We start from the raw sequence: 22,522 nt of genomic DNA, 5'->3' as shown, positions 1-22,522 counted from the left end.
GTCAGGCGTTCCAGATCTTCTGGGCGTCGCGCTGCCAGTCGGTGAGGATGCCGCCGATCTCCTTGGGCTTGGCCAGGAACTTGGTGAGCGCGGTGTCCGCGGTGGGCTGGAGGGCGTCGCTGGAGTCGCGGTTGAAGAACTGGGTGATCTCGGCCGCCGCGGCGATGTGTGCGCGGCCCTTCTTCACGAGCGCGGTCCCGGCGTCCTTGGCGTCCGGGTTGCAGGGCAGCACGGTGCCGGAGGAGCCCTTGATGTAGATCTCCTGGGCCTCGGCGGTGGCGAGGTAGCTCAGCAGGTCGTGGACCTGGTCGGTGCGGCCGGTGCGGGCGCTGGCGAAGTAGCCGTCCACGGGGGCCTCTTCGGCGAGCGGGACCTTGGCATCGACGACCGGGAAGCGGAAGAAGTCGATGTCGTCCAGGGCGCTCTTGGGAGCCGCGTCGGCGAAGAAGGTGCCGATGAGCATCATGCCGGTCTTGCCATTGAGCAGGGCCGTGGTGGCGTCCTGGAAGGGGAGGGCGACGCCGTTCGGGTCGAAGTACGGCAGCGCCTCCTGCCAGCGGTCGAAGACCTTGCGCACCTCGGGGTCGTCGAACCGGTGCTTTCCGGCGAGGAGTTCACGGTGGTACTGGGCGCCGTTGATCCGGATGTCGAGGTAGTCGAACCAGGCCGAGGCCACCCACGGTGTGTTGCCGCCGGCGCCGAGCCCGATCGGGGCGACGCCCTTGCTCTTCAGCTTCTCGCACAGGCCGAGGAAGTCGTCCCAGCTCCTGGGGAGTTCGGTGACGCCCCACTTGGCGAAGTTCGACTTCCGGTAGAACATGCCCCACCAGTAGTAGGTGGCCGGCACGAAGACCTTCTTGCCGGCGCTGGAGGTGCAGAGCGAGTTCAGCGCCTTGCTGTACTTCTTGAGGTCGGGCGAGGAGCTCCACACCTCGTCGAGGTCGAGCAGCAGGTTCTTCCTGGCGTAGGCGTCCGCCACCGAGCCGGGGTACCAGGTGAGCACGTCCGGCGGGTTGGCCGAGGTGAGGTAGGTCGGCAGCTGGGTGCGGAAGGTCTCGGCGGCGACCGTGTTGAGGCTCGCCCTGCCGGACCCCTTCTCGGCGTACGCCGCGACCAGGTCCTCCATCGCGGTCTTGGCCTGCGGGGCGGAGAGGTTGGACTGGAGGGTCACCGCGCCCTTCGAGGAGCTCTTCGCGGAGGAGGTCGAGGTGACACAGCCGCTGAGCAGTGCCGCGGTCCCGGCTCCGCCGAGTCCGGCGAGGAACCGGCGGCGGCTGGGCTGATGGTTGGCCATGATGGATCCCTCGGTTACTTGAATGTGGTCCGGTACACGTGGCCGTCGACCCCGCGGAAGACCGCGTCCACGGCTCCGTCCGGGCCGGCGACCGCGCCGAGCGAGCCGTCGAACGCGGCGCTCGGGAACTCCTGCCGCTTGCTCCAGCCCTGCCAGGCGCCGTCGGCGTACCGCTGCTGCCAGAGCGTGTAGTCGGCGGCGCGCGCGTAGAGCAGCACCGCGTCCCCGGCGGCGACCAGCGTCGGGCTGCCGCTGACGGTCCCGCCGAGCGGGGTCCACGCGGACCACTCCCCCGACGTGTCGCGGGACCGGGTCCACACGTCGTCGGCAGCGGTGCGGACGGCGACATGGACGCGCCCCTGCCCGTCGACAACGGCGGACGGGCGGCCGTACGTCGTCCGGTCGCCGGGCGCGCCGAGCGAGGACCAGCCGGTCGCCGGACCGCGCTGCACGACCGTGCCGTCGGCCCCGCGGGCGAACAGCGTCCAGTGGGCGGGGTCGGTGAAGGCCACGGACGGCGCGTCGGTCAACTCGCCGCCCAGGGACTGCCATCGGCCCCAGCGGCCGTCGGCGTAGACCCGCCGGTAGGCCCGGGAGTCGGCGCCGCGCACGAAGACGTCGATCCGGCCGCCGGCCGAGGCGTGGGCGGCGGGCTGGCCGAGGATCCGGCCCCGCGCGGGACCGCCGAGGTCCTTCGTCCTGCCGCCGGCCTGCTCGACGAGCGAGCCGTGCGGTCCCCGGAGGAAGACGGCGCCGTCGCCCGTCACGGCCGGGCTCGCGGTGGCCGTCACGCCCAGGTCCGTCCCGGGCAGGGCGTCGGCGCCGGTCAGCTTCAGGAACGCGGTGCCGTGCGCGGGGACCGCCACGGTGTACGACCCGGTGTGCGTGCCCCGGTCGGCGCGGGCCCGCAGGTCACGGACGCGCACCGGGCCACCGAGGCCGGTGTCGGCGAACCGCACGGTGCGTTCGGCCGGTTGGTCGGAGCGGTTGAGCAGGACGACCGCCCGCTGCCCGCTCCCCCGCAGCACCTTGCTGTAGACGTCGCCGACCGAGTCGGTCGCCACCCGTACCCCCTGGATCGCGAGGGGGTCCTGGTCGACGGCGATGATCTCCGGATTGCGGAGGGTGGCGAGCATCGGTTCGGACAGCGTCCGGGGGTCGGAACCGAGCACCAGCGGGGAGCCCATCTCGGCCCACATCACGAACTGGGTGGTGGACTCCTCCTGGGTCAGCTCGTACGACCCGTCGGTCATCCTCCGCATGGGGATGAGGTAGTCGGGGTCGTTGTAGTGGCCGGGGCCCTGCGCCTCGGGGTGCCAGGCGTTGGCGTCCATGTTGCGGAGCACGTTGGGCCACTGGCCGGGGCTCGGGGTGCCCCAGGCGATGTCGGTGCCGGTGCGCCAGGAGTCGGCGATCGCCGGGGCGTAGACATAGGTGTTGTGGGCGTCCTGCTCGGGGGTGTGCGGCAGGCCCCAGTCGTCGGTGAGCGGGTTGCAGAGGTTGAGCAGCATCCGGCGGCCGGACTTGGCGACCGCGTCGCTGAACTCCTTGAACGCGGGCCCCGGATCGAGCTCGGCGCCGATCCCGCACAGGAAGTCGACCTTGATGGCGTCGATCTTCCAGCTCGCGAACTGCCGTGCGTCCTGGTCGTAGTACCCACGGCTGCCGAGGCCGCAGCTCCTGCCGCCGTCGTAGGCGCCGGCGTCGGTGTAGATGCCGGCCCGCAGGCCGCGCCGGTGCAGATAGGACACGAGTGCCGGGATGCCGGACGGGAAGCGTTCCGGGTTGGCCACCAACCGCCCTTGTGCGTCACGGGGGTTGTCGGCCTGCCAGCCGCCGTCCAGCCACACGATGTCGTAGCCGCTGTCGCGCAGACCGCTGCCGACCAGCTTGTCGGCGACGGAGCGCACCTCCTTCTCGGTGGGCGCGCCGAGTCCGTAGTAGGTGTTCCAGCCCATGTAGGGCGTCGGTGCGAGGCCGCTGTCGTAGGCGGCGGGTGCGCCCTGGTCGACGGCCGTCCCGGCGAGGGCGTCGGGGGTGACGGTGGCGGCCAGGACCACCGCGGTCGCGGCCGCGAGGACGGGCCGGGTGAACCGGTGGTGCCGGGGTCTGGGTACGGGCGGGTGCAGGGTCACGTGCGTCTCCCGGGGGATGGGAACGTCTCGGCGAAGACTGTGACCCGAGGCCGAAACCACGTCAAGATTAATTACTAATTTAATAGAAGCAGCGCGAAGGTACGCACAGACTCTTGACAGGCCCACCTTCGGGAGGTCATGTTCGGCAACGTTGTCAGGGGTGCTGGCAACGTTGTCAGCACTCTGGTTCCCGGCTCGAACTCCCCTGATCGGAGCCCTCGTTCATGTCGGATCAGTCAACTCCGCCGTCCCGCCGTGCCGTTCTCTCCGCCGGAACCACCCTGCTGGCCGGGTTCGGGCTCGGCACGGGCCCCTTCGCCGGTGCCGCCACGGCGGATTCCGGACAGCCGGGGCCGCGCGGTTCCCGGGGCGAACTCGCCGCCCACCGGCCTGTGTCGGTGTCCTCCACCGACTACGCGCCCACGCCCGCGGAGTTCGCCGTGGACGGCCTCGGCACGGTCGGCGTCCGGGGCACCGGATGGCGGGCCGCGGCCGGTGATCCGCAGTGGATCTCCGTGGACCTCCAGGCGCCGTGCCGGGTGGAGTCGCTGCGCCTGGTCTTCGAGGCGACCGCGGCCGACCCGCCGTTCACCGACTCGCCGAACGGGAGCCCGCGCAACGACACGACGGGCCAGGAGATCCTGTCCAGCTGCGCGGTCGACTTCGTCGTCGAGACCTCGCGCGACCACACGTCCTGGAGCGCGGTGTACCGCACCGACTCCGGCACGGGTGGCGTGATGGAGATCGCCCTCCCCGAGCCGGTCACCGCGCGCTGGGTGCGCCTGACCGTGCACAAGCGCTCCAACGCCAACCCGCTCGGCCTCAACGGCTTCCAGGTGTACGGCACCTGCCATGCCCCGCGCCCCGAGGCCACCGGCTGGACGGACTGGGGCACCCACCACCGCACCCCCGAGCCACTGCGCCTCGCGGCGGACGGCACGGTCCCGCTGGAGTCCGGCTGGGACCTCACCCTTGACGACCGGGCGGACGGCGACGGGCCCGCGCTCTCCAAGCCCGGTGTGGACACCGGCCGTTGGCTGCCGGCCACCGTGCCCGGGACCGTCCTGACCTCGCTGGTGGACCAGGGCAAGCTGCCCGACCCGGTGTCCGGCCTGCACAACCTGCGGATCCCGGAGGCGCTGTCCCGGCACTCCTGGTGGTACCGGCGCGAGTTCCGCCTCCCCGAGGGCCTGCGCACCGGAGCCGGACGCCATGTCTGGCTGGAGTTCGACGGGATCAACCACAGGGCCGAGGTCTGGCTCAACGGCAGCCGGGCCGGCGAGCTGACCTTCCCCTTCGCCCGCGCCGCCCTCGACGTGACCCGCCTGCTCACGGACGACGCGGCGCAGGCCCTCGCCGTCCGGATCACCCCCGTCCCCTTCCCCGGCAGCCCCGGGGACAAGGGCCCGGCCGGACTGGCCTTCGTGGACGCGGGCGCCAACATGATGAACCGCAACTCCCCCACGTACCTGGCCGCTTCGGGCTGGGACTGGATGCCCGCGGTACGGGACCGGGCGGCCGGCATCTGGAACCACGTCCGGCTCCGCTCGACCGGCGCGGCGGTGCTCGGCGACCCCCGGGTGGACACCCGGCTGCCCGACCTGCCCGACACCGGCACGGCCGAGCTGACCCTGGTGATCCCGGTGCGCAACGCCGACACCGGACCCCGGCGCGTCACCGTCACCGCCGCCTTCGGGTCGGTACGGGTCTCCGAGACGGTCACCGTGCCCGGGGGCGGCGCCACCGACGTCGTCCTCACCCCCGCAGACCACCCCGAACTCCGCCTCCGCGAGCCCCGGTTGTGGTGGCCCAACGGCTACGGCGACCCGACCCTGCACGACCTGACCCTCACCGCCACCGTGTCCGGCGTGGAGAGCGACCGGCGCACGTCCCGCTTCGGGATACGCCAGTTCGGCTACGAGTACGAGGTGCCGCTGACCTTCCCGCCGGGCGGCAACGCGGTCGCACAGACCGTGGACCTCGCACCGCAACGGGCGCGGTACCTGCGCGTCCTGTGCCGCACCCGCGCCACCGGCTGGGGCGCGTCGATGTGGAGCCTGGCGGTGCTGGACAGCGCGGCGCCGGACACCGATCTGGCGCTGCACCAGGCGGCCACCGCGTCCTCGGTCGACGACGCCGCGCACCAGCCGGGCAGCGCCGTCGACGGCGACCCGGGCACCCGTTGGTCGTCCGCCTTCGAGGACGACCAGTGGATCCGGGTCGACCTGGGGAGCACGGTGTCGTTCGACCGGGTCGTCATCACCTGGGAGACCGCGTACGCGCGGACGTTCACCGTCCAGGTCTCCGACGACGGCACCGACTGGACCGACGTGAGATCCGTCGACAACTCCACCGTGCCGCTGAAGATCAGCGTCAACGGCGTCCGGGTGTTCTGCCGCGGCGGCAACTGGGGCTGGGACGAACTGCTGCGGCGGATGCCCGCCACGCGCATGGACACGGCCGTGCGGATGCACCGCGACATGAACTTCACCATGATCCGCAACTGGGTGGGCAGCAGCAACCGCGAGGAGTTCTACGCCAGTTGCGACGAGCACGGCCTGCTCGTGTGGAACGACTTCCCAGGCGCCTGGGCCATGGACCCGCCGGATCACCAGGCCTTCCTGGACCTGGCCCGCGACACCGTACGGCGCTACCGGATCCACCCGAGCGTGGTCGTGTGGTGCGGCGCCAACGAGGGCAACCCGCCCGGCCCGGTGGACGACGGCATGCGCTCCGCGGTCCGGGCGGAGGCGCCCGGAATCCTCTACCAGAACAACTCGGCCGGCGGGATCGTCTCCGGCGGCGGCCCCTACGGCTGGGTGGAGCCCGAGCGCTACTCCTCGCCGTCGACCTACGGCGGCGGGACCTTCGGCTTCCACACCGAGATCGGCATGCCGGTGGTGCCGACCGCCGAGACGATGCGCCGGCTCGTCGCCGACGAACCCAAGTGGCCCGTCGGCACCGCCTGGTACCACCACGACTGGAGCACCAGGGGCAACCAGGCACCGCAGAACTACCGGGCGGCGATCGAGGCACGGCTGGGCCCGGCGACCGGCCTGGACGACTTCTGCCGCAAGGCGCAGTTCGTCAACTACGAGAACATCCGCGCCATGTTCGAGGCCTGGAACGCCCGGCTCTGGGACGACGCGAGCGGCCTGATGCTGTGGATGTCGCACCCCGCCTGGTACAGCACGGTCTGGCAGACCTACGACTACGACTTCGACGTCAACGGCGCCTACTACGGCGCCCGCAAGGCCGCCGAGCCCGTCCATGTGCAGGCCGGTCCCGTCGACGGCCGGGTGATCGCCGTCAACCACACCCCGCGGACGATCGACGGGGCGGTCGTGGTGGCCCGGTGGTACGACCTGACCGGCCGCCAGGTGGCCCCCGAGCGGCGCGCGACCGTCGACGTGGCGCCGTCCGCGACCACGACGGCCTTCACCGGCCCCGCCCAGGACGACTTGCCGGACCTCCATCTGCTGCGCCTGCGCCTCACCGACGCGCGGGGCACGCTGCTCTCGGAGAACACGTACTGGCGGTATCGCACCCCCGAGGCCATGAACGCCCTCAACCAGCTGGGGCGGACCCGGGTCTCCGCCGACCTCACCCGCACCGACCGCCACACGGTGACCGCGAGGGTGACCAACCGGGGTCCCGCCGTCGCGGCCATGCTCCGGGTCTCCCTCCTGGACGACCGCTCGGGAGACCGCGTGCTGCCGACGCTCTACAGCGACAACTACCTGTGGCTGCTCCCGGGCGAGTCACGGACCGTCACCGCGACCTGGCCGGCCGACGTCGCGGTCGCCCGGCCGAGCGTGCGGGTCGAGGGCTACAACGTCCCCCGGTCCGCCGCCCGGTGACGCCGTACCTCACCGTGCGGCCTGGCGGCGGGCCCGGCACGAGCCCGCCGCCAGAAGGGCGCACACCACGAGCACGGGCGGGAGCACCCCCGCCCAGGGCGGTGCCGTCCGCAGCACCGCCATGGAAGCCGCCGCGCCCACCATCAGGGCGGCCAGCCGGGCGGACACCCAGCGGTTCAGGCGGCCCGCCCGCACTCCCTTGACGATGTACGTGGCCAGGGTGCCGGTCAGGTACGTGGTCGGCGCCGCCGCGCTCCCGGCCGCCACCATGGCCCCCGACTGGATGCCCATGGTGAGCGCGGCACCGCACTGCAGCATGTCCCGGGCGACCGGCCCCGGCGCTCCGCCCAGGACGGCCCAGGTCACCGCGCCCACGGCCAGCAGCAGCGCCTCTGCGGCGAGGGACCACAGCACCGGCGGCGACCAGCGGGTGCCCTCGCCCCCGAGCCCACGGGTGAACCAGGCGATGGCGGCCGCGCCCACGCCGAAACCCGCCAGCGCCAGCACCGCCGCGGTCACCCCCGTCGCCTCGGCCCGGCCGACCGCCATCCCGAGCAGGGCCAGGTTGCTCGTCATGACCCCGGCGAAGACATGGTCCAGGGCGGTGAAGGAGATGGTCTCCACCGCCCCGGAGGCCGCCACCAGCAGCACGACGGCGACGCGCAGCGCGGTCCCCGGTTCCGTCGGCGGTGGCCCGGGGGGCTCTGCCGCTCGCTTCGGCCGCACGTCACTCACAGTCCCCGAGCGTAACGCGCGGCGAGGGCCGCTCCCGGCTTCGACGGTCCGACCAGGCCTCCTGCCCGCAGTTAGACACTCCGTCAAATTACCGAACCGTAACCTACGCGGTGGTACCACGAGTAACTTACTCGCGCGTAATCTCCTGGCGAACCACTTCACCGCGGTGTGAGCCGGCCCGGGACGGCCTGCTCTCCCCGCCGCATTCACCTGTGTTCCTCACTGCCGGCCGCATCACAGGAGGTTCGCCATGCCCGCACGCAGAAAGCTTTTGGCAGCAGCGGTGACCGCTGCCGCCTGCCTCGGCGCCCAGGCTCTCGCCAGCACGGCCGCCACGGCGGCGGACGAGGTGGTCTCCCGGGGTGTCACCATCCCCGCGTTCTACGACCCGCCCGCCGAACTCCCCTCGGCGAACGGCACCCTGATCCGCAGCGAGCCCCTCCCGCTCGCCCTCAGCCTGCCCGGCCTCGACGGTCCGCTCCCCGGCACCGCGACCCGGCTGATGTACAAGTCCACGGACTCCAACGGCCGGCCCGTCGCCGTGACCGGCGCCTACATCGAACCGAGCGCCGCCTGGAAGGGCGACGGACCACGCCCCCTGGTGGCCCTCGCTCCCGGCACCATGGGCCAGGGCGACCAGTGCGCCGCCTCCCTGGGCCTCGAACACCCGCTGACCGTCAACAGCCAGACGCTGTCCGTCGGTTACGAGGACCTCGCGATCTACCGCCTCCTGGCGAAGGGCGTCGCCGTGGTCGTCACGGACTACGTCGGCCTCGGCGCCACCGACCGGCTGCACACCTACGTCAACCGCGTCGACGAGGGACACGCGGTACTGGACGCGGTCCGTGCCGCCCGCGCGGTCGACGGCGCCTCCGTCACCGACGCCTCCCCCGTGGGGCTCTACGGCTACAGCCAGGGCGGCGGAGCGACCGCCGCCGCGGCCGAACTCCAGGCCTCCTACGCCCCCGACGTCACCCTCTCCGGCACCTACGCGGGCGCACCGCCCGCCGACCTGACCGCCGTCACCAAGGCCATCGACGGCAGTGAACTGGCCGGTGCGCTCGGCTGGTCCCTCAACGGCTTCCTCCAGTCCGACCCCTCGCTCAAGCCCATCGCCGAGGCCCACCTCAACGACGCCGGAAAGGCCGCCCTCAGCGACCTGTCGACCATGTGCGTCGGCGACGCGCTCCTCGGCTACGCCTACGCGAAGAGCACCAAGTGGACCACCGACGGCCGGTCCATCAGTGACATCATCGCCACCACCCCCGCGCTCCAGGCCTTCCTCGACAGCCAGCGCATCGGCACCCTCAAGCCGTCCGGCCCCATCCGCCTGACCACGGGCGTCAGCGACAACCTCGTCCCCCACGCCCAGGCCCGCCGGCTCGCCGTCGACTGGTGCCGCAAGGGGGCCGACATCACCTACACACCCGTCGTACTCCCCAGCGTCGGCAGCGCCCTCCTCAACCACTTCGCCCCCCTGCTCACCGACCAGGGCTCCGCCATCGACTGGCTCACCGACCGCTTCGCCGGCAAGGCGGCCTCCTCCAACTGCTGGAGCATGCCCGTACAACCCTGACCGGCGTGCACCCCACCTTCGCGTCCTGACGGACCGCGGGCCGCGGACCGGGCAACAGCCCCGTCCGCGGCCCGTCCCACGCCAGTGGCCTCCGCCTTCCGGACGAGTTCGTCCGGTGATGCGCCGTCAGTGCAGGAGCGGCTCGATGAAGCGGGCCGCGTCGGTGACACCCTCGACGGCGTCCTGCACGGGGTCCTCGTTCTCGATGCTCACGACGTCGTCGTAACCGACCTCGGCGAGCGCGTCGATGAACGGGGCCCAGAACTCGGCGCCGTGCCCGTGGCCGACCGTGCGGAAGGTCCAGGCCCGTTCCTCGGGTGTGCTGTAGGGGCGGTTGTCGAGGACACCGGCCAGGGCCAGCTGGTCGGCGCGGTACTCGACGTCCTTGAGGTGGACGTGGTGCACGGCCGGGCCGAGGGCGCGGACGATCGCGGCCGGGTCCATGCGCTGCCAGAACATGTGGCTGGGGTCGACGTTGGCGCCGATGACCGGGCCGACCGCCTCGCGCAGCCGCAGCAGTGTGGGCACGTTGTAGACCATGTGCAGCGGGTGCAGTTCCAGGGCGATCCGCTCGATGCCGTGGTCGGCGGCGAAGGGCGCGAACTTCTGCCAGAAGGCGATGGTCTCGTCCCACTGGCGGTGGAGGAGTTCGATGTTCTCCGGCGGCCAGGGGTAGAAGATCCAGTTCGTGAACCGCGCGTCGGGTGACTCGCCGGGGTTGCCGGTCATCGTCACGATCTTCCTGACGCCGAGCTGCTCGGCGAGCCGTACCGCCGCCTCCATGATCTCGACGTGGCGGGCGCCCTTGCGGGGGTGCATCGGCCAGGCCGAGCAGTTCATCGCGCCCATGCGCAGGCCCCGGGAGGCGAGCGCGTCGGCGAACTTCGCGCGTTCGGCCGCGTTCTCGACGAGGGTGAAGACGTCCATGTGCGGGGCGCTGGACTGGCCGCCGGCGGCTATCTCGACGGCGGTGCCGCCGAGGGCGACGGTGAGGTCGAGGGCTTCTTCGAGGGTGAGGTCGGGGACCGAGTCGGTGTAGAGGCAGAGTTCCATGGGTCAGCTCCCGTTGGGGGTCGCGAGTCCGAACAGGCCGCGGGTGCGCACGCCCGAGGTGGCGGGGACGTCGAGGTCGGCGAGCCCGATCACGCCCCGGCGGTGCACGGGGCCGTCGACGGGCAGCGGGATGCCGACGCTCTCGCCGAGGGCGGCGGACGTGTAGGCGGCGACGGTGGCCTCCAGCGTGTGGAGCGCGGCGCGGCCCGGGGCGGCCGGCGCCCGGCCGGTCGTGATCGCGTCGGCGAGGTCGGCGACCGTGGCCCGCAGCGCGTCCGCGACCAGGGGCACGAGTTCCTGACCGGCGGGGAGATCGGGTGTCTCGGTGCCCGCCTCCGTGGTCAGTCGCAGCGCCTCGAACGGCGCCCAGGGGATGGTGCCCTCGTCGCGGTAGCGCAGCACCATGCGGCCCTTGGTGCCGTTGACCCGGATGCCGCCCGGGCCGAATCCCCAGCCGATGTTGACCAGCGCGGCCCGGTGGGCGCTCTCCAGCCGGCACAGCGCCAGGCCCTCGACCGCGTCACCGGGGGTCGCCGCGTCGACGTACGCCGAGACCCGTTCCACGGGCTCGCCGAGGAGGTGTTCGGCGAGGTAGACGCCGTGCAGCATGTCCATCAGCACCCCGCCCCCGGCCGCGGCGGGGTCGTGCCGCCACTGCGGGCGGTAGCCGGCGGCACCGGGCGAGTCGACGACACCGAGCATGTCGACGGTGACGGTGCGGACGTCGCCGATCGCGCCGTTGTCGATCAGCTCGCGGGCGGCGACGATCTCCGGGAAGAACAGGTAGTTGTGGACGACGCCGAGCACCACCCCGGCCTCGTCCGCGGCCGCGACCATGGCGGCGGCGTCGGCGGGGGTGGCGGCCAGCGGCTTCTCGCACAGGATGTGCTTGCCCGCGGCCGCCGCGGCGACGACGAGGTCCCGGTGCAGATGCTGCGGCGTGCACACGTCGACGACGTCGACGTCCTCGCGGGCGAGCAGCGCCGACGCGTCGCCGTGGACCTGATCTGCCGTCAGCCCGGTGACGGCGCGGCCGAGTTCGAGCCGCTCGGGGGTGGGGTCGGCGAGTGCGGTGATGGTGAAGCGGTCGGGTTCCGCCTGGTACGCGGGGACGTGGAAGTTCAGCGCGACGTTCCCGCATCCGACGATGCCGACGCGCAGGGGTGTGGTCATGTGTGGGCTCCTTGGGGGCCTGTGGGCCTACTGGCCGGTGGCGGCGACGGAGGGCGCCGGAGCGACGGGGCCGCCCAGGGCGGCGGCGCGGCGGATCGCGTCGACCACCTCGGCCTGGTCGACGGCGTCGGCACGGCCGAACAGCGGCGTCGTATCGTGGGCGATGGCGTGCGAGGCGGCCTCGAACTCGATCCGGTAGGCATCGGTGTTGTCCGGGTCGTCGGCGAAGGTCAGCCCGAACGCCCCGTCCGGGTCGACCGGCAGCCGGCGCGTCTCGCCGTCCCGCTCCAGCTCGACGTACCCGGTGCGGCACAGCCACGGATCCCGGACGGTGATCTTCCCCTCCGTGCCGATGACCTCCAGCTCGTCGCGCCGGGGGAAGTCGAGCGCGACGTCGAACTGGGCGAGGACGTCGTCCGGCAGCTCCAGGGTCGCGGCCAGCCGCAGGTCCGCGCCCTCGCCGCCCTCGGCACGGTCGAGGACGCGCGAGGCGTGCACCCGCAGCGGATGCCCGGCCAGCAGCCGGATCGCGCTGACGCAGTAGCAGCCGAGGTCCAGCGAGGCCCCGCCGCCGAGCGCGGTGGTCCGCCGGATGTCACCGGGCAGGACGTCGACCGTCAACGCCGCCCGGACATGGGCCAGTCGGCCGATCGCGCCGCCCGCGACCAGCTTGCGCACCAGCAGGGTCTCCGGGTGGTGCCGGTACATCAGGCCCTCGACGCACAGCTTCCCGGCGGCCTCGGCGGCGTCGAAGCAACGGGCGGCGTCGGCGGCCGTCACCGCGAACGGCTTCTCGCACAGCACGTGCTTGCCGGCCTCCAGCGCCCTGACCGTCCAGTCGGTGTGCATCGAGACGGGCAGCGGGACGTACACCGCGTCGATGCCGTCGTGGGCGAGCAGTTCGTCGTACGAGCCGAAGCTCGCCGGCGCCCCGATGTCGTCGGCGTAGCGGCGGGCGCGGACGGCGTCCCGGCCGCCGACGGCGACGAGGTCGGCGTGCGGTGAGGTCTTCAGGGCCGTGGCGACCACCCGGCCGATCCCGGCGGTCGCGAGCATGCCCCAGCGGACCGGCGTCATCGCGCGCCGCCGACGGTCACGGCGCGCCCGGTGGGCGGATGCAGGGCGATCCGCATGGGAGCACCTCCTTTTAGATCGATCTAAACACCATGTACCTCGAATGATGTGGTGCCTGTATCGCGACGTCAAGAGTCGACTTGGATCGATCTAAACTGGTGGTGAGAGCATGCTGTGCAACGCCCTGCCCCAGTCGAGGTCCCGGAGGCCGTATGTCCACCCCGAAGGCGTCCCGTACCCCGGGTCCCAAGGAAGGTTCGCCGTCGGCGGGCGCCGGGCGGCGGCCGACCCTGATGGACGTCGCAGGGCGTGCGGGCGTGTCCCGGGCCACCGCCTCGCTGGTCATACGCGAGGCGCCCGGACCGAGCGCCGAGTCCCGCGAGCGGGTGCGGCAGGCGGCGGCCGAACTCGGCTACCGCCCCGACCTGGCCGCCCAGCTGCTCCGCCGCCGCAACAGCCGCCTGATCGGCGTGATGTTCAGCGCCCAGGATCCCTTCCACGCCGACCTGATCGAGAGCGTCTACGCCGCGACCGAGGAACTCGGTTACGACGTGGTGCTCAGCGCGGTGGTCCCGAGCCGTGGCGAGCGCCGGGCCGTCGAGACCCTCATCACCTCACGCTGCGAGGCCGTGGTCCTGATCGGCGCGCGCGAGGCGTGCACCGCCGACTTCGGGATCCGGGTGCCGGTGGTGGAGATCGGCCGCCCGCCGCACGAGACGGTGTTCGACGCCGTGCACACCGCCGACGACGAGGGCGCCCGCCTCGCCGTGGAGCACCTCGTCGGCCTCGGCCACCGGGACATCGTGCACGTCGACGGCGGCGAACGGCCCGGCGCCGCCGAACGGCGGACCGGCTACCTGGACGCCATGCGCCACCACGGCCTGGGCGGCAGGGCACGGGTGGTGCCCGGCGACTACACCGAGGCCTCCGGCTCCGCGGCGGCGCACACCCTGCTGGCAAGTGGCACGCTGCCCACCGCCGTCGTCGCCGGCAGCGACCAGTGCGCCATCGGGCTGCTCATCGAACTGCGCCAGGCCGGGGTCGACGTCCCCGGCGAGGTCTCGATCGTGGGCTACGACGACATCCGCTCCGCACGGCTCGCGCACATCGGCCTCACCACCGTGCGCCAGGACACCGAGCAACTCGCGCGGCTCGCCGTCCAGGCCGCCGTCGAACGGCTCGACCACCAACTGGACGGCGAGGCCCGGGAATTCAACCTCGCCCCCCAGCTGGTGGTCCGCGGGTCCACCGCCCCCGCACGCTGACGGTCCCAGTCCGCCGGCGCACCCCCGGCGCTCATCAGGCCCACGGATCGTTCGGCGCGTCACGGTCCTCGCCGGGCATCCGGTCACGGACTTCGAGGACAGGGGGTGCTCTGTGTCAGGCCTTGCCGAGCAGGCGCCAGACCTGGTTCTTCTTCGTGGTCAGGACGCTCGCGGCGTCGCAGGTCCACTGGTGGACCAGGGCGCGGGGCGCGGTGGACACGCCGGAGACGTCCACGCACTTGCCGCTGTGCACGGCGACCAGCTGGTAGTCGTGGCCGTTGCCGAGCGCGGTGACGGGGTTCAGGGTGAACCGCTGGTTGGTGGCGCCGTTGCAGGTGTACTGGATGACGGCGGCGCCGTCGGCGGTGGACGCCCCGGAGACGTCGAGGCACTTGCCGCTGAGCTCGTCGACCACGGTGTAGGTGTCGGTCGTGCCGCTCACCGGTTTCAGGTCGAGCATCTGCTGGTAGCCGCCCTCGCAGGAGTACTGCTGGTACTGGGTGCCGTCGGCGGTGCTGAGACCGGTGTCGTCCAGGCACTGGCCGCTGTTCTGGCTCACCGCCACGGTGGAGACGGTGGTGTTCGACGGCGGGAGCAGAGTGACGGTGTAGCCGTCCTGGGCCGTTGTCCAGGGGATGGAGAGGGACGCCGCGTTGCCGCTGACGGTCAGGGTCGTGTCAGCGACGGTCTCCGGACCGGTCACGGCGGCGCCGCTGTTGTACGGGACGCGCTGGACGACGGCGCGGACCTTGCCGCTCTCCACCACCGACGTCGTGTTCAGACCGGTGAGGTTGACGGTGACGGTCCCGGTGTTGCCGTTGCCGCCGAGCAGGATCTTCGCGTTCTTCGCGGTGTTGTCCTTGGTGGCCAGGCCGTCGGTGTTGGTGCCGGGGACGAGGTTGACGATGTTGCCGCTCTGGGAGCCGTAGTAGCGGTACATGAACCACTCCCCCAGCGGCAGGTACTGCCCTGCGCTGTTCTTGGTGAGCAGGTTGGCCTCGTAGTCGTGCAGGTTCGTGCCCGAGGCCCAGTTGCCGCGCAGGCCGTCCGCGCCGGCCCGCTCCAGGCGGCCGATGAACCAGGCGCCGCCGCCCGGGGACTGCATGGACAGGGTGGCGTACTCGTTGATCTGGTAGGCACGGGTGTTGGTCAGACCGGCCGTGGCGAGCGTCGAGTTGGCGCGGCCGACGTCGGTGACCGGGTCGCCGGGCTCGTCGTGCCAGCTGTAGATGTCGGGCGCGACGTTGTTCGCCTTGACGTACGACAGGTACGTGGTCCACCAGGTGTTGGCGGAGTTGGGCTGGCCCGCGATGCTGGGACCGACGATGAGCTGGCTCGGGAACGCGGCCCGGACCTTGGCGTAGAAGCGTGACCACATCTGGAGGTACTGCGTCTGCGAGGCGCCCCAGAACCCGCTGCCGTCCGGTTCGTTCCACAGGTCCCATTCGACGGTCATGCCGTTGGCCTTGACGTCGCTGATCAGCTGGGTGACGAAGCCGTCGAACTGCGTCCAGTCGCCGTTGTCGCCGGGCCAGCCCTGGCTCGTGGTGCCGTCGGCGCCCCACAGGTCGTGCGGCAGCAGGACGAAGGTGCCGCCCAGGGCGGCGGTCCGCTTGTACTGGGCGAGGGTGGAGGCCCAGCGGGTCTGGTAGTCGGCGAGGCTGGTGGCGTAGCCGCCGCTGTTGAGCTGGGCGCCGCCGGCCCGCATGAAGTGCCACTTGATGTCGGTGAAGAAGTGGTCCTGCGGAAGTGAGCCGTCCGGCGTCATGCCGTAGATCGTTCCGGAGGCGTGATAGGTGGGGGCGCCTCCGGCGGTGGCGAAGTCGACGGTGACGCTGGTGTCGGCGGCCCGCGAGGGGGTGGCGGGCAACAGGGTGGCGGCGAGGGCGGTCAGGAGGACGGCGACGGAGGCGGTTGCCCGGCGCCGCAGGCGGGTGGTGGGTCTGGGGAGAATGGCGGGCGAGGTCATCGTGCGGCTCCTCGGGGGGGGTGAACCGGGGCCCGGTCGGCCCCGGAGCGGGGCGGGAGACGGCCGCTCAGCGGCGGCCCTCTCGGTGTGCGTGGGCCTCGGCCAGCAGCAGGTAGCCGGCGGCGGTCCAGGTGTAGGCGCGGTCGCGCAGGCCGGTGCCGGTGACGGCGTCGAAGTTCTCGGCGAAGCCGTGGGTCTCGCACAGGACGCGGAAGCGGGCGCTGATCTCGTCCGCCAGCCGGTGATGGCCGGCCCGGCGCAGGCCGTCCTCGACGAGGACGGTCGCGGGCGCCCAGACCGGGCCGCGCCAGTAGCCGTCGGCGAGGTAGTGCGGTGAGGCGGTCAGTTCGGTGGCGAGGCCGTACGGGGTCAGGTGGGCCTTGATCCGGTCGGCGAGCGCGCCGCTCACCTCGGCGGGCAGGTGCTCGCCCAGCACGACGGGCATCAGGTCGAGGAGGCTCGCGCTGCTCCAGGTGTCCCCGGTGGCGACCGACCGGGTGACGAATCGGTCTCCGTCCCACAGCTCCGCGAGGAGTGCCGTCCGGATCTCCGTGGCGGTCCACTGCCAGTGCCTGCTCTCGTCAGGCCGCCGCAACTCCCCCGCCAGACGTGCGAGTTCGTGGAGCTGGAGGACGAGGAAGGCGGCCAGGTCGGCGGTCTCGACGAGGCGCTCGGGGTCGAAGGGGGTGGCGTTGTCCCAGCCGCTGTCGTTGCCGTGCTGGTAGTGGGCCAGTTCGGACCCGGGGGCGCGCCGTGCGGTGAGCCAGAAGGTGGTCCAGCGCGCCAGCCGCCCGTAGGTCCTGGTGAGTTCGGCCTCGTCCGGCGGTGTGGGCAGGCGGCGTCGCAGCAGGCCGAAGGCCCAGCCGTGGATGGGCGGTTTGACGAAGTTGTGGAGCACCTCGGAGTGGGTGACCGAGTCGGGCAGGGCGCCGCTCGCGTCCTGGTGGTCGAAGGGCAGGGCGAACTGGTCCATGGCCAGCTCGGCGCAACCGGGGGCCAGGGCGAGGGCGTTGAAGCAGTGGTCCCAGCTCCAGACCTTGTCCATCCAGTGCTTGGACATCAGCACGGCGGGCCGGGTGACCAGTCCCGTGGGGCGCACGGTCGCCGACCACAGGACGTAGGCGGCGAGTTCGGCGGCCGGGGTCGCGGACGAACGCCATGGGGCGACCCGGCCGGCGAAGTCCGCGAAGGAGATCCGCGCGGCCTCGACCACCTCGTCGAAGCTCGCCTCGGCCGCGAACGGCGGGCGGGCGGTGTCGAGTTCCTCGATCGCGATCTCCCAGACACCGCCCGGCGCCGCGGTCAGCGCGAGACCCCGGTCGGCGCTGCCGAGGGCCTCGGCGCCCGTCGTCCCGGCGAGGGTGCCGGACACCACGGTGACGCGGTGGCGGCGGCCGGTCTCGTACGACGTGAACACGTGCGCGTCCGCCGCCGGATCGCGGAAGAAGTACGTGCCGCTGAACGGCGTCAGGGCGGGGGCGGCCGCGGCGACCCTGACGCCCAGGCCGCTCCCCCGCAGCCGCACGGTGTCCGGTGTCGCGTAGGCCAGGTCGATACGGCCGCCCGTGCCGACCCAGCTGAGCAGCGCCGGGGTCGCCTCGACACGGGTCTCCGCCCGGTCGCCGGTGGCCGGGTCCAGGGGAGTCAGGCGCAGAACGGCGTGCATGCCGTTCTGGTGCGAGACGAGGTGGAGATCGTCGGCGTACGTCTTCTCGGCCACCACGGGGGAGATGCCGAACCATGATCCGTACGTGCTGAACGGGATGTCGTGGACGGAGAAGGCCGGACCGGGTCGGACGGCGGTCATGAAGGGCGACTCGATTCTGCAGCAGGGGGCAGTGGCCGGCCGGCCGGTGGACAGCGGTGACGGACGGGCCGGCGGTGCTGGGGCGTCGAGAGGGAAGCGGCTCAGTCCTTGACCGCACCGGCGGTCACGCCGGCCGCGACGTAGCGCTGGGCGAGGACGAGGATGACCGCGGCGGGCAGCGAGGCCACGACGGCGGTCGCCATGATGGCGTTCCACTCCTGGTTGTTGTTGCCGATGTAGTGGTAGATGCCGAGCGTGATCGGCTCGTGGGCGCCGCCGTTGACCAGGGTGGAGGCGAAGACGAAGTCGGACCACGACCACAGGAACGCGAACAGGGACACGGTGACGACGGCGTTGCGGCTGACCGGCAGCACGATCGACCAGAAGGTGCGCAGCGGCCCGGCCCCGTCCGTCCGCGCCGCCTGGAGCAGTTCGCCGGGGATGCCGGACATGAACGCGGTGAAGACGAGCACGGCGAACGGGACGGCCAGGGTGGAGTCGGCGACGATCAGGCCGGGCACGGACTGGAGCAGGCCCAGCTGGAGGTAGACGGCGTAGAAGCCCATCGCCATGATGATGCCGGGGATCATCTGGGCGGCCAGCAGGAGGAAGCTCAGGGCTCCGCCGCCGCGCGGGCGCAGTTTGGCGAGGGCGTATCCGGCGGGAGCGGACAGCGCGACGGTCACGGCGACGGTGCCCAGGCCGATGACGAGACTGGTGCCGAGGTAGGGCAACTGGTCGGCGAGGACGGCGCGGTAGCCGGCCAGGGTGCCGTGCAGCGGCAGGAGGTCGGGCGGGCTCTTGCGCATGTCCTGGTCGCGGGTGAAGGAGACGTTCAGCATCCAGTAGACGGGGAAGAGCATGATCCCGGTCAGCAGGAGGCCGACGGCGGTCTTCCCCCGGGTCCGTGGGCCGTGCCGGTTCATGACGCCTCCTGCCTGCGCTGGACCCGGAGGTAGACCAGGCCGAAGACCAGGGCGGCGGCCACCAGCAGGTTGCCGACGGCCGCGCCCGGGCCGAAGGCGGGCAGCAGGTTGCCGAAGCCGAGTTGGTAGGACCAGGTGGCGAAGGTGGTGGACGACTCCGCCGGGCCGCCCTTGGTCATGATCCAGATGATGTCGAAGACCTTGAGCGTGTAGACCAGCCCCAGGAGCAGGGTGATCGCGGACACCGGACGCAGCAGCGGCAGGGTGATGCTCCAGAAGCGCCGCCAAGGGCCCGCGCCGTCGAGGGCGGCGGCCTCGTACAGGCCGGCCGGGATGGACTGCAGGCCGCTGTGGAGCACGACCAGGTTGAACGGCACGCCGATCCAGATGTTCGCGATGATCACCGAGGCCAGCGACCAGGACGGCGAGGTCAGCCAGTTCACCGGGCCGATGCCCACGGTGTGCAGGGCTGCGTTGACGACACCGGAGTCGCTGTTGAGCATCCACGACCAGGTGGAGGCCGACACGATCAGGGGCAGCAGCCAGGGCACCAGGAACAGGGCGCGCAGGGTGGCCGAGAGCCGGAAGTGCTGGTGGAAGAAGACCGCGAGGGCCAGGCCGATGGCGTACTGGAAGGCGAGGCACACGACGGTGAACACCACGGTGTGCAGCAGGGCCGGGGCGAAGGCCGGGTCGTCGAGGACGGTCCGGTAGTTGCGCAGTCCGGTGAAGGGCGCGTTGCCCTGGACGAAGGAGCGGACGGTGTAGTCGCGCAGGCTGAGGTCGAGATTGCGGTAGAGCGGATAGGCGTAGAAGAGGGCGAGGTAGAGGGTCACCGGGGTGAGGAAGGCCCAGGCGGCCCACTGCGGGGAGGCGGGACGGCGCCGAACCGGGGGCAGGGCCGCACCACCGGGGGCGGACACCGGTCGGCGGCGCGCCACTTGTGTCGTCTGGCTCATCAACGGACTCCGGAATGCGGCTACTTGACTGCGGACTGGGCGGCGTCGAGCGCGTCCTTCGGAGACTTCGAGCCGCTGAGGGCGGACTGGACGGCCTTCCACAACTGCTCGGAGATCTTGGGGTACTTGGTGCCCAGGTCGTCGCTGGTCCGCCCCTTGGCGGCCTTGACCGCGTCGACCCAGGGCTTGAGGCCCGGATCGGCCGCCACCTGCTTCTGCTGCACCTCGGCGGTGGGGGCCACGTAGGAGAGGGTGGTGTCGGTGTCGTACAGGTTCTGGGTGCTGGTCAGGCAGGTGGCGAGCCTGCGCGCGGTGGCGTAGCGGCCGGTGTCGCCCTGGACCGGGATGGTGACGAACTCGCCGCCGGTCGGTGCGGGGGCGGTGCCCGCGTCGGCGCCGGGGATCGGCAGGACGCCGTAGTCGAGTCCGGCCTTCTTCGCGTTGGCGAGCTGCCAGGTGCCGTTCTCGCTGAACGCGTAGTCTCCGGTCGCGAACTCCTGCCAGCTGGTGGTCTGGGTGTTGTTGAGCACGGAGTTGGGGGCGTAGCCCTGGTCCAGCCAGCCCTTCCACAGCGAGAGCGCGGAGACGGCCCGGGTGGAGTCGAGTGCGGTGAGGTGCGCGCCCGCGCCCCAGAACCACGGCAGGAACTGGAAGCTGCCCTCCTCGGTGCCGATCGCGGAGAAGGTGATGCCCTTCTTGCCGGCCTTCTTCACCTTCCCCAGCGCCGCCGTCAGCGACGGCCAGTCCCTGACCGAGGCGATGTCCACCCCGGCGGCCTTCAGGACCTTCTTGTTGTAGTACAGGGCAAGGGTGTTGGCGCCGATCGGGGTGCCGTAGGTCTTGCCGCCCGACTGGCCGGCCGCGAGCAGGTTGGGGTCCACGGCGGAGGTGTCGAGCTTCGTGTCGGCGGTGGTGGTGAGCACGCCCGCCTCGGCCAGGGTCGACACCACGGGGTTGTCGACGACGAGGACGTCCGGGGAGTTGTCCTGCTGCGCGGCGAGCAGCGCCTTGTTCGGCAGGTCGCTGGTGTCGAAGCCGGTCCGCTTGATCTTCACCCCGGCCGCGGTGCCGCAGGCGTCGAGCAGCTTCACCCAGGCGGAGCCCTGGGCGAACTGCGGATAGGGGTCCCAGACGGTGTACGTGCCGCTGTCCGCCGCCTTCGTCCCGCCGCTTCCCGAGCCGGAGCCGCAGGCGGTGGCGGTGCCGACGACGGCCAGGGCGGTCAGGGCCGCGACGGTCAGGCGTCTTGTGGAGGTGCTGTTCATCGGAGGTCCTCTGTTCTCAAGGCGCGGTTGCCCGGCGTAGCGGGCATGCGGGTGCTGCCGACGATCCGGGCATGCGGATGCCGTCGGCCTTGACGGTGAGGTCAGGTGAAGTGAGGTGAGCGCGGGCACGCCGAACGGCCTTGGCGGGCGGAGCGTCCCGTGAGGTGAAGTCAGGTGAAGTGAAGTGAAGTGAGCTGAGGTGACGTGAAGTGGCCGGGAGCGGCGGGCAGCGCGGGGGCGGCGGTCAGCCGGCCGTGCCGGGCCCGGTGCTGGCCCGCAGTGAGACGGGCGGTACGAGGAGATGGTGCCGGGGCGGCGCGGCGGGGTTGTCGAGCCGCTCCACCAGCAGTTCGACGGCGCGCCGGCCCATCTCCTCGGCCGGTACGTCCGCCGCGGTGAGCGGCGGGGTCACCGTCTCCGCCCAGCGGCCGGCCACGACCCCGGTGACGGAGAAGTCGCGCGGCACATGGCGGCCGGCCTGGGCCAGGCCCCGGTAGAGGCCGCCCAGCGCGGCCTCGTTCATGGTGACGAGGGCCGTGGTGCCGGGGTCGTCGTGCAGGATCTGTTCCAGACAGGTCTGGCCGGCGGCCGGGTCGTCCCCGCAGCAGTACGCGCGGACCGTCAGCCCGCGCTCGGCCGCGGCCTTGGTGAAGCCGTCCAGGCCGCGGTGCGCGGACTCGTATCCGCTGCGCAGCAGCTGCTCGGGACGGTTGACGAAGGCGACCCGGCGGTGGCCGAGGTCTGCCAGATGGTGGACGCACGCCTCCACCAGCGCGGTGTGGTCGAGCCCCACCCACCAGCCGCTGTCGGGCCGGGCGGTCCGGCCGATGGCGACGAAGGGGAAGTCCAGGGCGGTCAGATGGTCCACCCGGTCGTCCTCCAGCCGGATCTCCATCAGGATCGCCCCGTCGACCCGCCGCTCCCCCAGCAGCCGCTGGAAGGACCGGTCGCTGTCCACGCCGCTGGGCGACAGCAGCACGTCGTGGTCGTGGGCCGCGGCGGCCTCCACCACGCTGCCGATGAAGTCCAGCTGCATCCCCGTGTAGTGGTTCCCGGCCGGCGGAAAGACCAGACCGATGGTGCTGGTCCGTCCGTTGGCCAGGGCGCGGGCGCTGGCGCTGGGCCGGTAGCCCAGTTCGTCGACCACCTGCTGGATCCTGCGGCGGGTGTCGTCCGAGACCGGGCGCTTGCCGCTCAGCGCGTAGGACACGGTGCTGCGCGAGACACCGGCCCGCCGGGCGATCTCACCGATGTTCACGGCGACTCCTGGTTCGAAGTTCGAACCGGTTCGACACCTCGCGAGAGGGTCCGGGCCGGTTGGGAGCGTGGGAAGGGAATGCGAGGAGCGGCGCCCCGGTGTTCGAACCGGTTCGCGTGAAGTGACGTTAGGAAGGGCCCGTACCGCTGTCAACACCTCGGACCGTGCTTCCC

The 22,522-nt window shown here is 72.0% G+C and carries 15 protein-coding genes; 3 read left to right on the top strand and 12 right to left on the bottom strand.

What is annotated here, in order from left to right; genetic code table 11:
• Nucleotide 1 precedes the first annotated feature (1 nt).
• Together ACIPSJ_RS32745 and ACIPSJ_RS32740 are read right to left on the bottom strand one after the other, a co-directional pair.
• Nucleotides 2-1,294, bottom strand: a complete 1,293-nt coding sequence (locus ACIPSJ_RS32745; RefSeq protein ID WP_401351305.1) for an ABC transporter substrate-binding protein — start codon at nucleotides 1,292-1,294, stop codon at nucleotides 2-4.
• A gap of 14 nt (nucleotides 1,295-1,308) precedes the next feature.
• Nucleotides 1,309-3,423, bottom strand: coding sequence for a glycoside hydrolase family 27 protein (locus ACIPSJ_RS32740; protein ID WP_401351559.1), 2,115 nt, complete (start codon nucleotides 3,421-3,423; stop codon nucleotides 1,309-1,311).
• Between the two features lie 230 nt (nucleotides 3,424-3,653).
• Here ACIPSJ_RS32740 and ACIPSJ_RS32735 point away from each other — a divergent pair, with 230 nt between their 5' ends.
• Complete coding sequence (locus ACIPSJ_RS32735) at nucleotides 3,654-7,289, top strand: discoidin domain-containing protein (RefSeq protein ID WP_401351303.1); 3,636 nt, start codon at nucleotides 3,654-3,656, stop codon at nucleotides 7,287-7,289.
• Nucleotides 7,290-7,298: 9 nt separating this feature from the next.
• On the opposite strand, the gene ACIPSJ_RS32730 is transcribed toward ACIPSJ_RS32735, so the two are convergent.
• Nucleotides 7,299-8,015, bottom strand: a complete 717-nt coding sequence (locus ACIPSJ_RS32730; protein WP_401351302.1) for a DUF1275 family protein — start codon at nucleotides 8,013-8,015, stop codon at nucleotides 7,299-7,301.
• 259 nt (nucleotides 8,016-8,274) lie between these two features.
• Here ACIPSJ_RS32730 and ACIPSJ_RS32725 point away from each other — a divergent pair, with 259 nt between their 5' ends.
• Nucleotides 8,275-9,600, top strand: coding sequence for a lipase family protein (locus ACIPSJ_RS32725; RefSeq protein ID WP_401351300.1), 1,326 nt, complete (start codon nucleotides 8,275-8,277; stop codon nucleotides 9,598-9,600).
• 126 nt (nucleotides 9,601-9,726) lie between these two features.
• On the opposite strand, the gene ACIPSJ_RS32720 is transcribed toward ACIPSJ_RS32725, so the two are convergent.
• From ACIPSJ_RS32720 to ACIPSJ_RS32710, 3 genes are read right to left on the bottom strand one after another with little or no spacing between them, the layout of a single operon-like run.
• Complete coding sequence (locus ACIPSJ_RS32720) at nucleotides 9,727-10,653, bottom strand: sugar phosphate isomerase/epimerase family protein (RefSeq protein ID WP_401351298.1); 927 nt, start codon at nucleotides 10,651-10,653, stop codon at nucleotides 9,727-9,729.
• Between the two features lie 3 nt (nucleotides 10,654-10,656).
• A complete protein-coding gene (locus tag ACIPSJ_RS32715; RefSeq protein ID WP_401351296.1) occupies nucleotides 10,657-11,826 on the bottom strand; it encodes a Gfo/Idh/MocA family protein in 1,170 nt (389 codons plus the stop codon).
• A 27-nt stretch (nucleotides 11,827-11,853) separates the two neighbouring features.
• Nucleotides 11,854-12,903, bottom strand: a complete 1,050-nt coding sequence (locus ACIPSJ_RS32710) for a Gfo/Idh/MocA family protein (protein ID WP_401351294.1) — start codon at nucleotides 12,901-12,903, stop codon at nucleotides 11,854-11,856.
• Between the two features lie 209 nt (nucleotides 12,904-13,112).
• Between ACIPSJ_RS32710 and ACIPSJ_RS32705 the strand changes: the two genes are divergently transcribed.
• Nucleotides 13,113-14,165 carry a LacI family DNA-binding transcriptional regulator gene (locus ACIPSJ_RS32705; RefSeq protein WP_401351293.1) on the top strand — a complete coding sequence of 351 codons (1,053 nt, stop codon included), beginning with the start codon at nucleotides 13,113-13,115 and terminating at the stop codon, nucleotides 14,163-14,165.
• Nucleotides 14,166-14,280: 115 nt separating this feature from the next.
• On the opposite strand, the gene ACIPSJ_RS32700 is transcribed toward ACIPSJ_RS32705, so the two are convergent.
• The 6 genes from ACIPSJ_RS32700 to ACIPSJ_RS32675 all read right to left on the bottom strand — a co-directional run bounded on the left by ACIPSJ_RS32700 (nucleotide 14,281) and on the right by ACIPSJ_RS32675 (nucleotide 22,349).
• Nucleotides 14,281-16,134, bottom strand: a complete 1,854-nt coding sequence (locus tag ACIPSJ_RS32700; RefSeq protein WP_401351291.1) for an RICIN domain-containing protein — start codon at nucleotides 16,132-16,134, stop codon at nucleotides 14,281-14,283.
• A 67-nt stretch (nucleotides 16,135-16,201) separates the two neighbouring features.
• Complete coding sequence (locus ACIPSJ_RS32695) at nucleotides 16,202-17,941, bottom strand: amylo-alpha-1,6-glucosidase (RefSeq protein WP_401351290.1); 1,740 nt, start codon at nucleotides 17,939-17,941, stop codon at nucleotides 16,202-16,204.
• A 101-nt stretch (nucleotides 17,942-18,042) separates the two neighbouring features.
• The gene (locus ACIPSJ_RS32690; protein WP_401351289.1) at nucleotides 18,043-18,867 is read right to left on the bottom strand and encodes a carbohydrate ABC transporter permease; all 825 of its coding nucleotides are present in this window, start codon (nucleotides 18,865-18,867) and stop codon (nucleotides 18,043-18,045) included.
• Complete coding sequence (locus ACIPSJ_RS32685) at nucleotides 18,864-19,826, bottom strand: carbohydrate ABC transporter permease (protein ID WP_401351288.1); 963 nt, start codon at nucleotides 19,824-19,826, stop codon at nucleotides 18,864-18,866. Before ACIPSJ_RS32685 ends, ACIPSJ_RS32690 begins: the two co-directional genes overlap by 4 nt.
• 20 nt (nucleotides 19,827-19,846) lie before the next feature.
• Complete coding sequence (locus tag ACIPSJ_RS32680; RefSeq protein ID WP_401351287.1) at nucleotides 19,847-21,091, bottom strand: extracellular solute-binding protein; 1,245 nt, start codon at nucleotides 21,089-21,091, stop codon at nucleotides 19,847-19,849.
• Nucleotides 21,092-21,335: 244 nt separating this feature from the next.
• On the bottom strand, nucleotides 21,336-22,349 hold the full coding sequence (locus ACIPSJ_RS32675) for a LacI family DNA-binding transcriptional regulator (protein ID WP_359219006.1): 1,014 nt from the start codon (nucleotides 22,347-22,349) through the stop codon (nucleotides 21,336-21,338).
• Between the last annotated feature and the right edge of the window lie 173 nt (nucleotides 22,350-22,522).

It is taken from the genome of Streptomyces sp. NPDC090088, assembly GCF_044747345.1.
Taxonomy (GTDB): Bacteria; Actinomycetota; Actinomycetes; order Streptomycetales; family Streptomycetaceae; genus Streptomyces.
Note: the sequence above shows the minus strand (reverse complement) of the source record. Positions and strands in the feature narration are given on the sequence as shown.

What these genes read in the sequence shown, in the direction of transcription:
- ACIPSJ_RS32745 (WP_401351305.1), bottom strand. Translation starts at nt 1,294, where the DNA reads ATGGCCAACCATCAGCCCAGCCGCCGCCGGTTCCTCGCCGGACTCGGC.
- ACIPSJ_RS32735 (WP_401351303.1), top strand. Translation starts at nt 3,654, where the DNA reads ATGTCGGATCAGTCAACTCCGCCGTCCCGCCGTGCCGTTCTCTCCGCC.
- ACIPSJ_RS32725 (WP_401351300.1), top strand. Translation starts at nt 8,275, where the DNA reads ATGCCCGCACGCAGAAAGCTTTTGGCAGCAGCGGTGACCGCTGCCGCC.
- ACIPSJ_RS32720 (WP_401351298.1), bottom strand. Translation starts at nt 10,653, where the DNA reads ATGGAACTCTGCCTCTACACCGACTCGGTCCCCGACCTCACCCTCGAA.
- ACIPSJ_RS32715 (WP_401351296.1), bottom strand. Translation starts at nt 11,826, where the DNA reads ATGACCACACCCCTGCGCGTCGGCATCGTCGGATGCGGGAACGTCGCG.
- ACIPSJ_RS32710 (WP_401351294.1), bottom strand. Translation starts at nt 12,903, where the DNA reads ATGACGCCGGTCCGCTGGGGCATGCTCGCGACCGCCGGGATCGGCCGG.
- ACIPSJ_RS32705 (WP_401351293.1), top strand. Translation starts at nt 13,113, where the DNA reads ATGTCCACCCCGAAGGCGTCCCGTACCCCGGGTCCCAAGGAAGGTTCG.
- ACIPSJ_RS32700 (WP_401351291.1), bottom strand. Translation starts at nt 16,134, where the DNA reads ATGACCTCGCCCGCCATTCTCCCCAGACCCACCACCCGCCTGCGGCGC.
- ACIPSJ_RS32695 (WP_401351290.1), bottom strand. Translation starts at nt 17,941, where the DNA reads ATGACCGCCGTCCGACCCGGTCCGGCCTTCTCCGTCCACGACATCCCG.
- ACIPSJ_RS32690 (WP_401351289.1), bottom strand. Translation starts at nt 18,867, where the DNA reads ATGAACCGGCACGGCCCACGGACCCGGGGGAAGACCGCCGTCGGCCTC.
- ACIPSJ_RS32685 (WP_401351288.1), bottom strand. Translation starts at nt 19,826, where the DNA reads ATGAGCCAGACGACACAAGTGGCGCGCCGCCGACCGGTGTCCGCCCCC.
- ACIPSJ_RS32680 (WP_401351287.1), bottom strand. Translation starts at nt 21,091, where the DNA reads ATGAACAGCACCTCCACAAGACGCCTGACCGTCGCGGCCCTGACCGCC.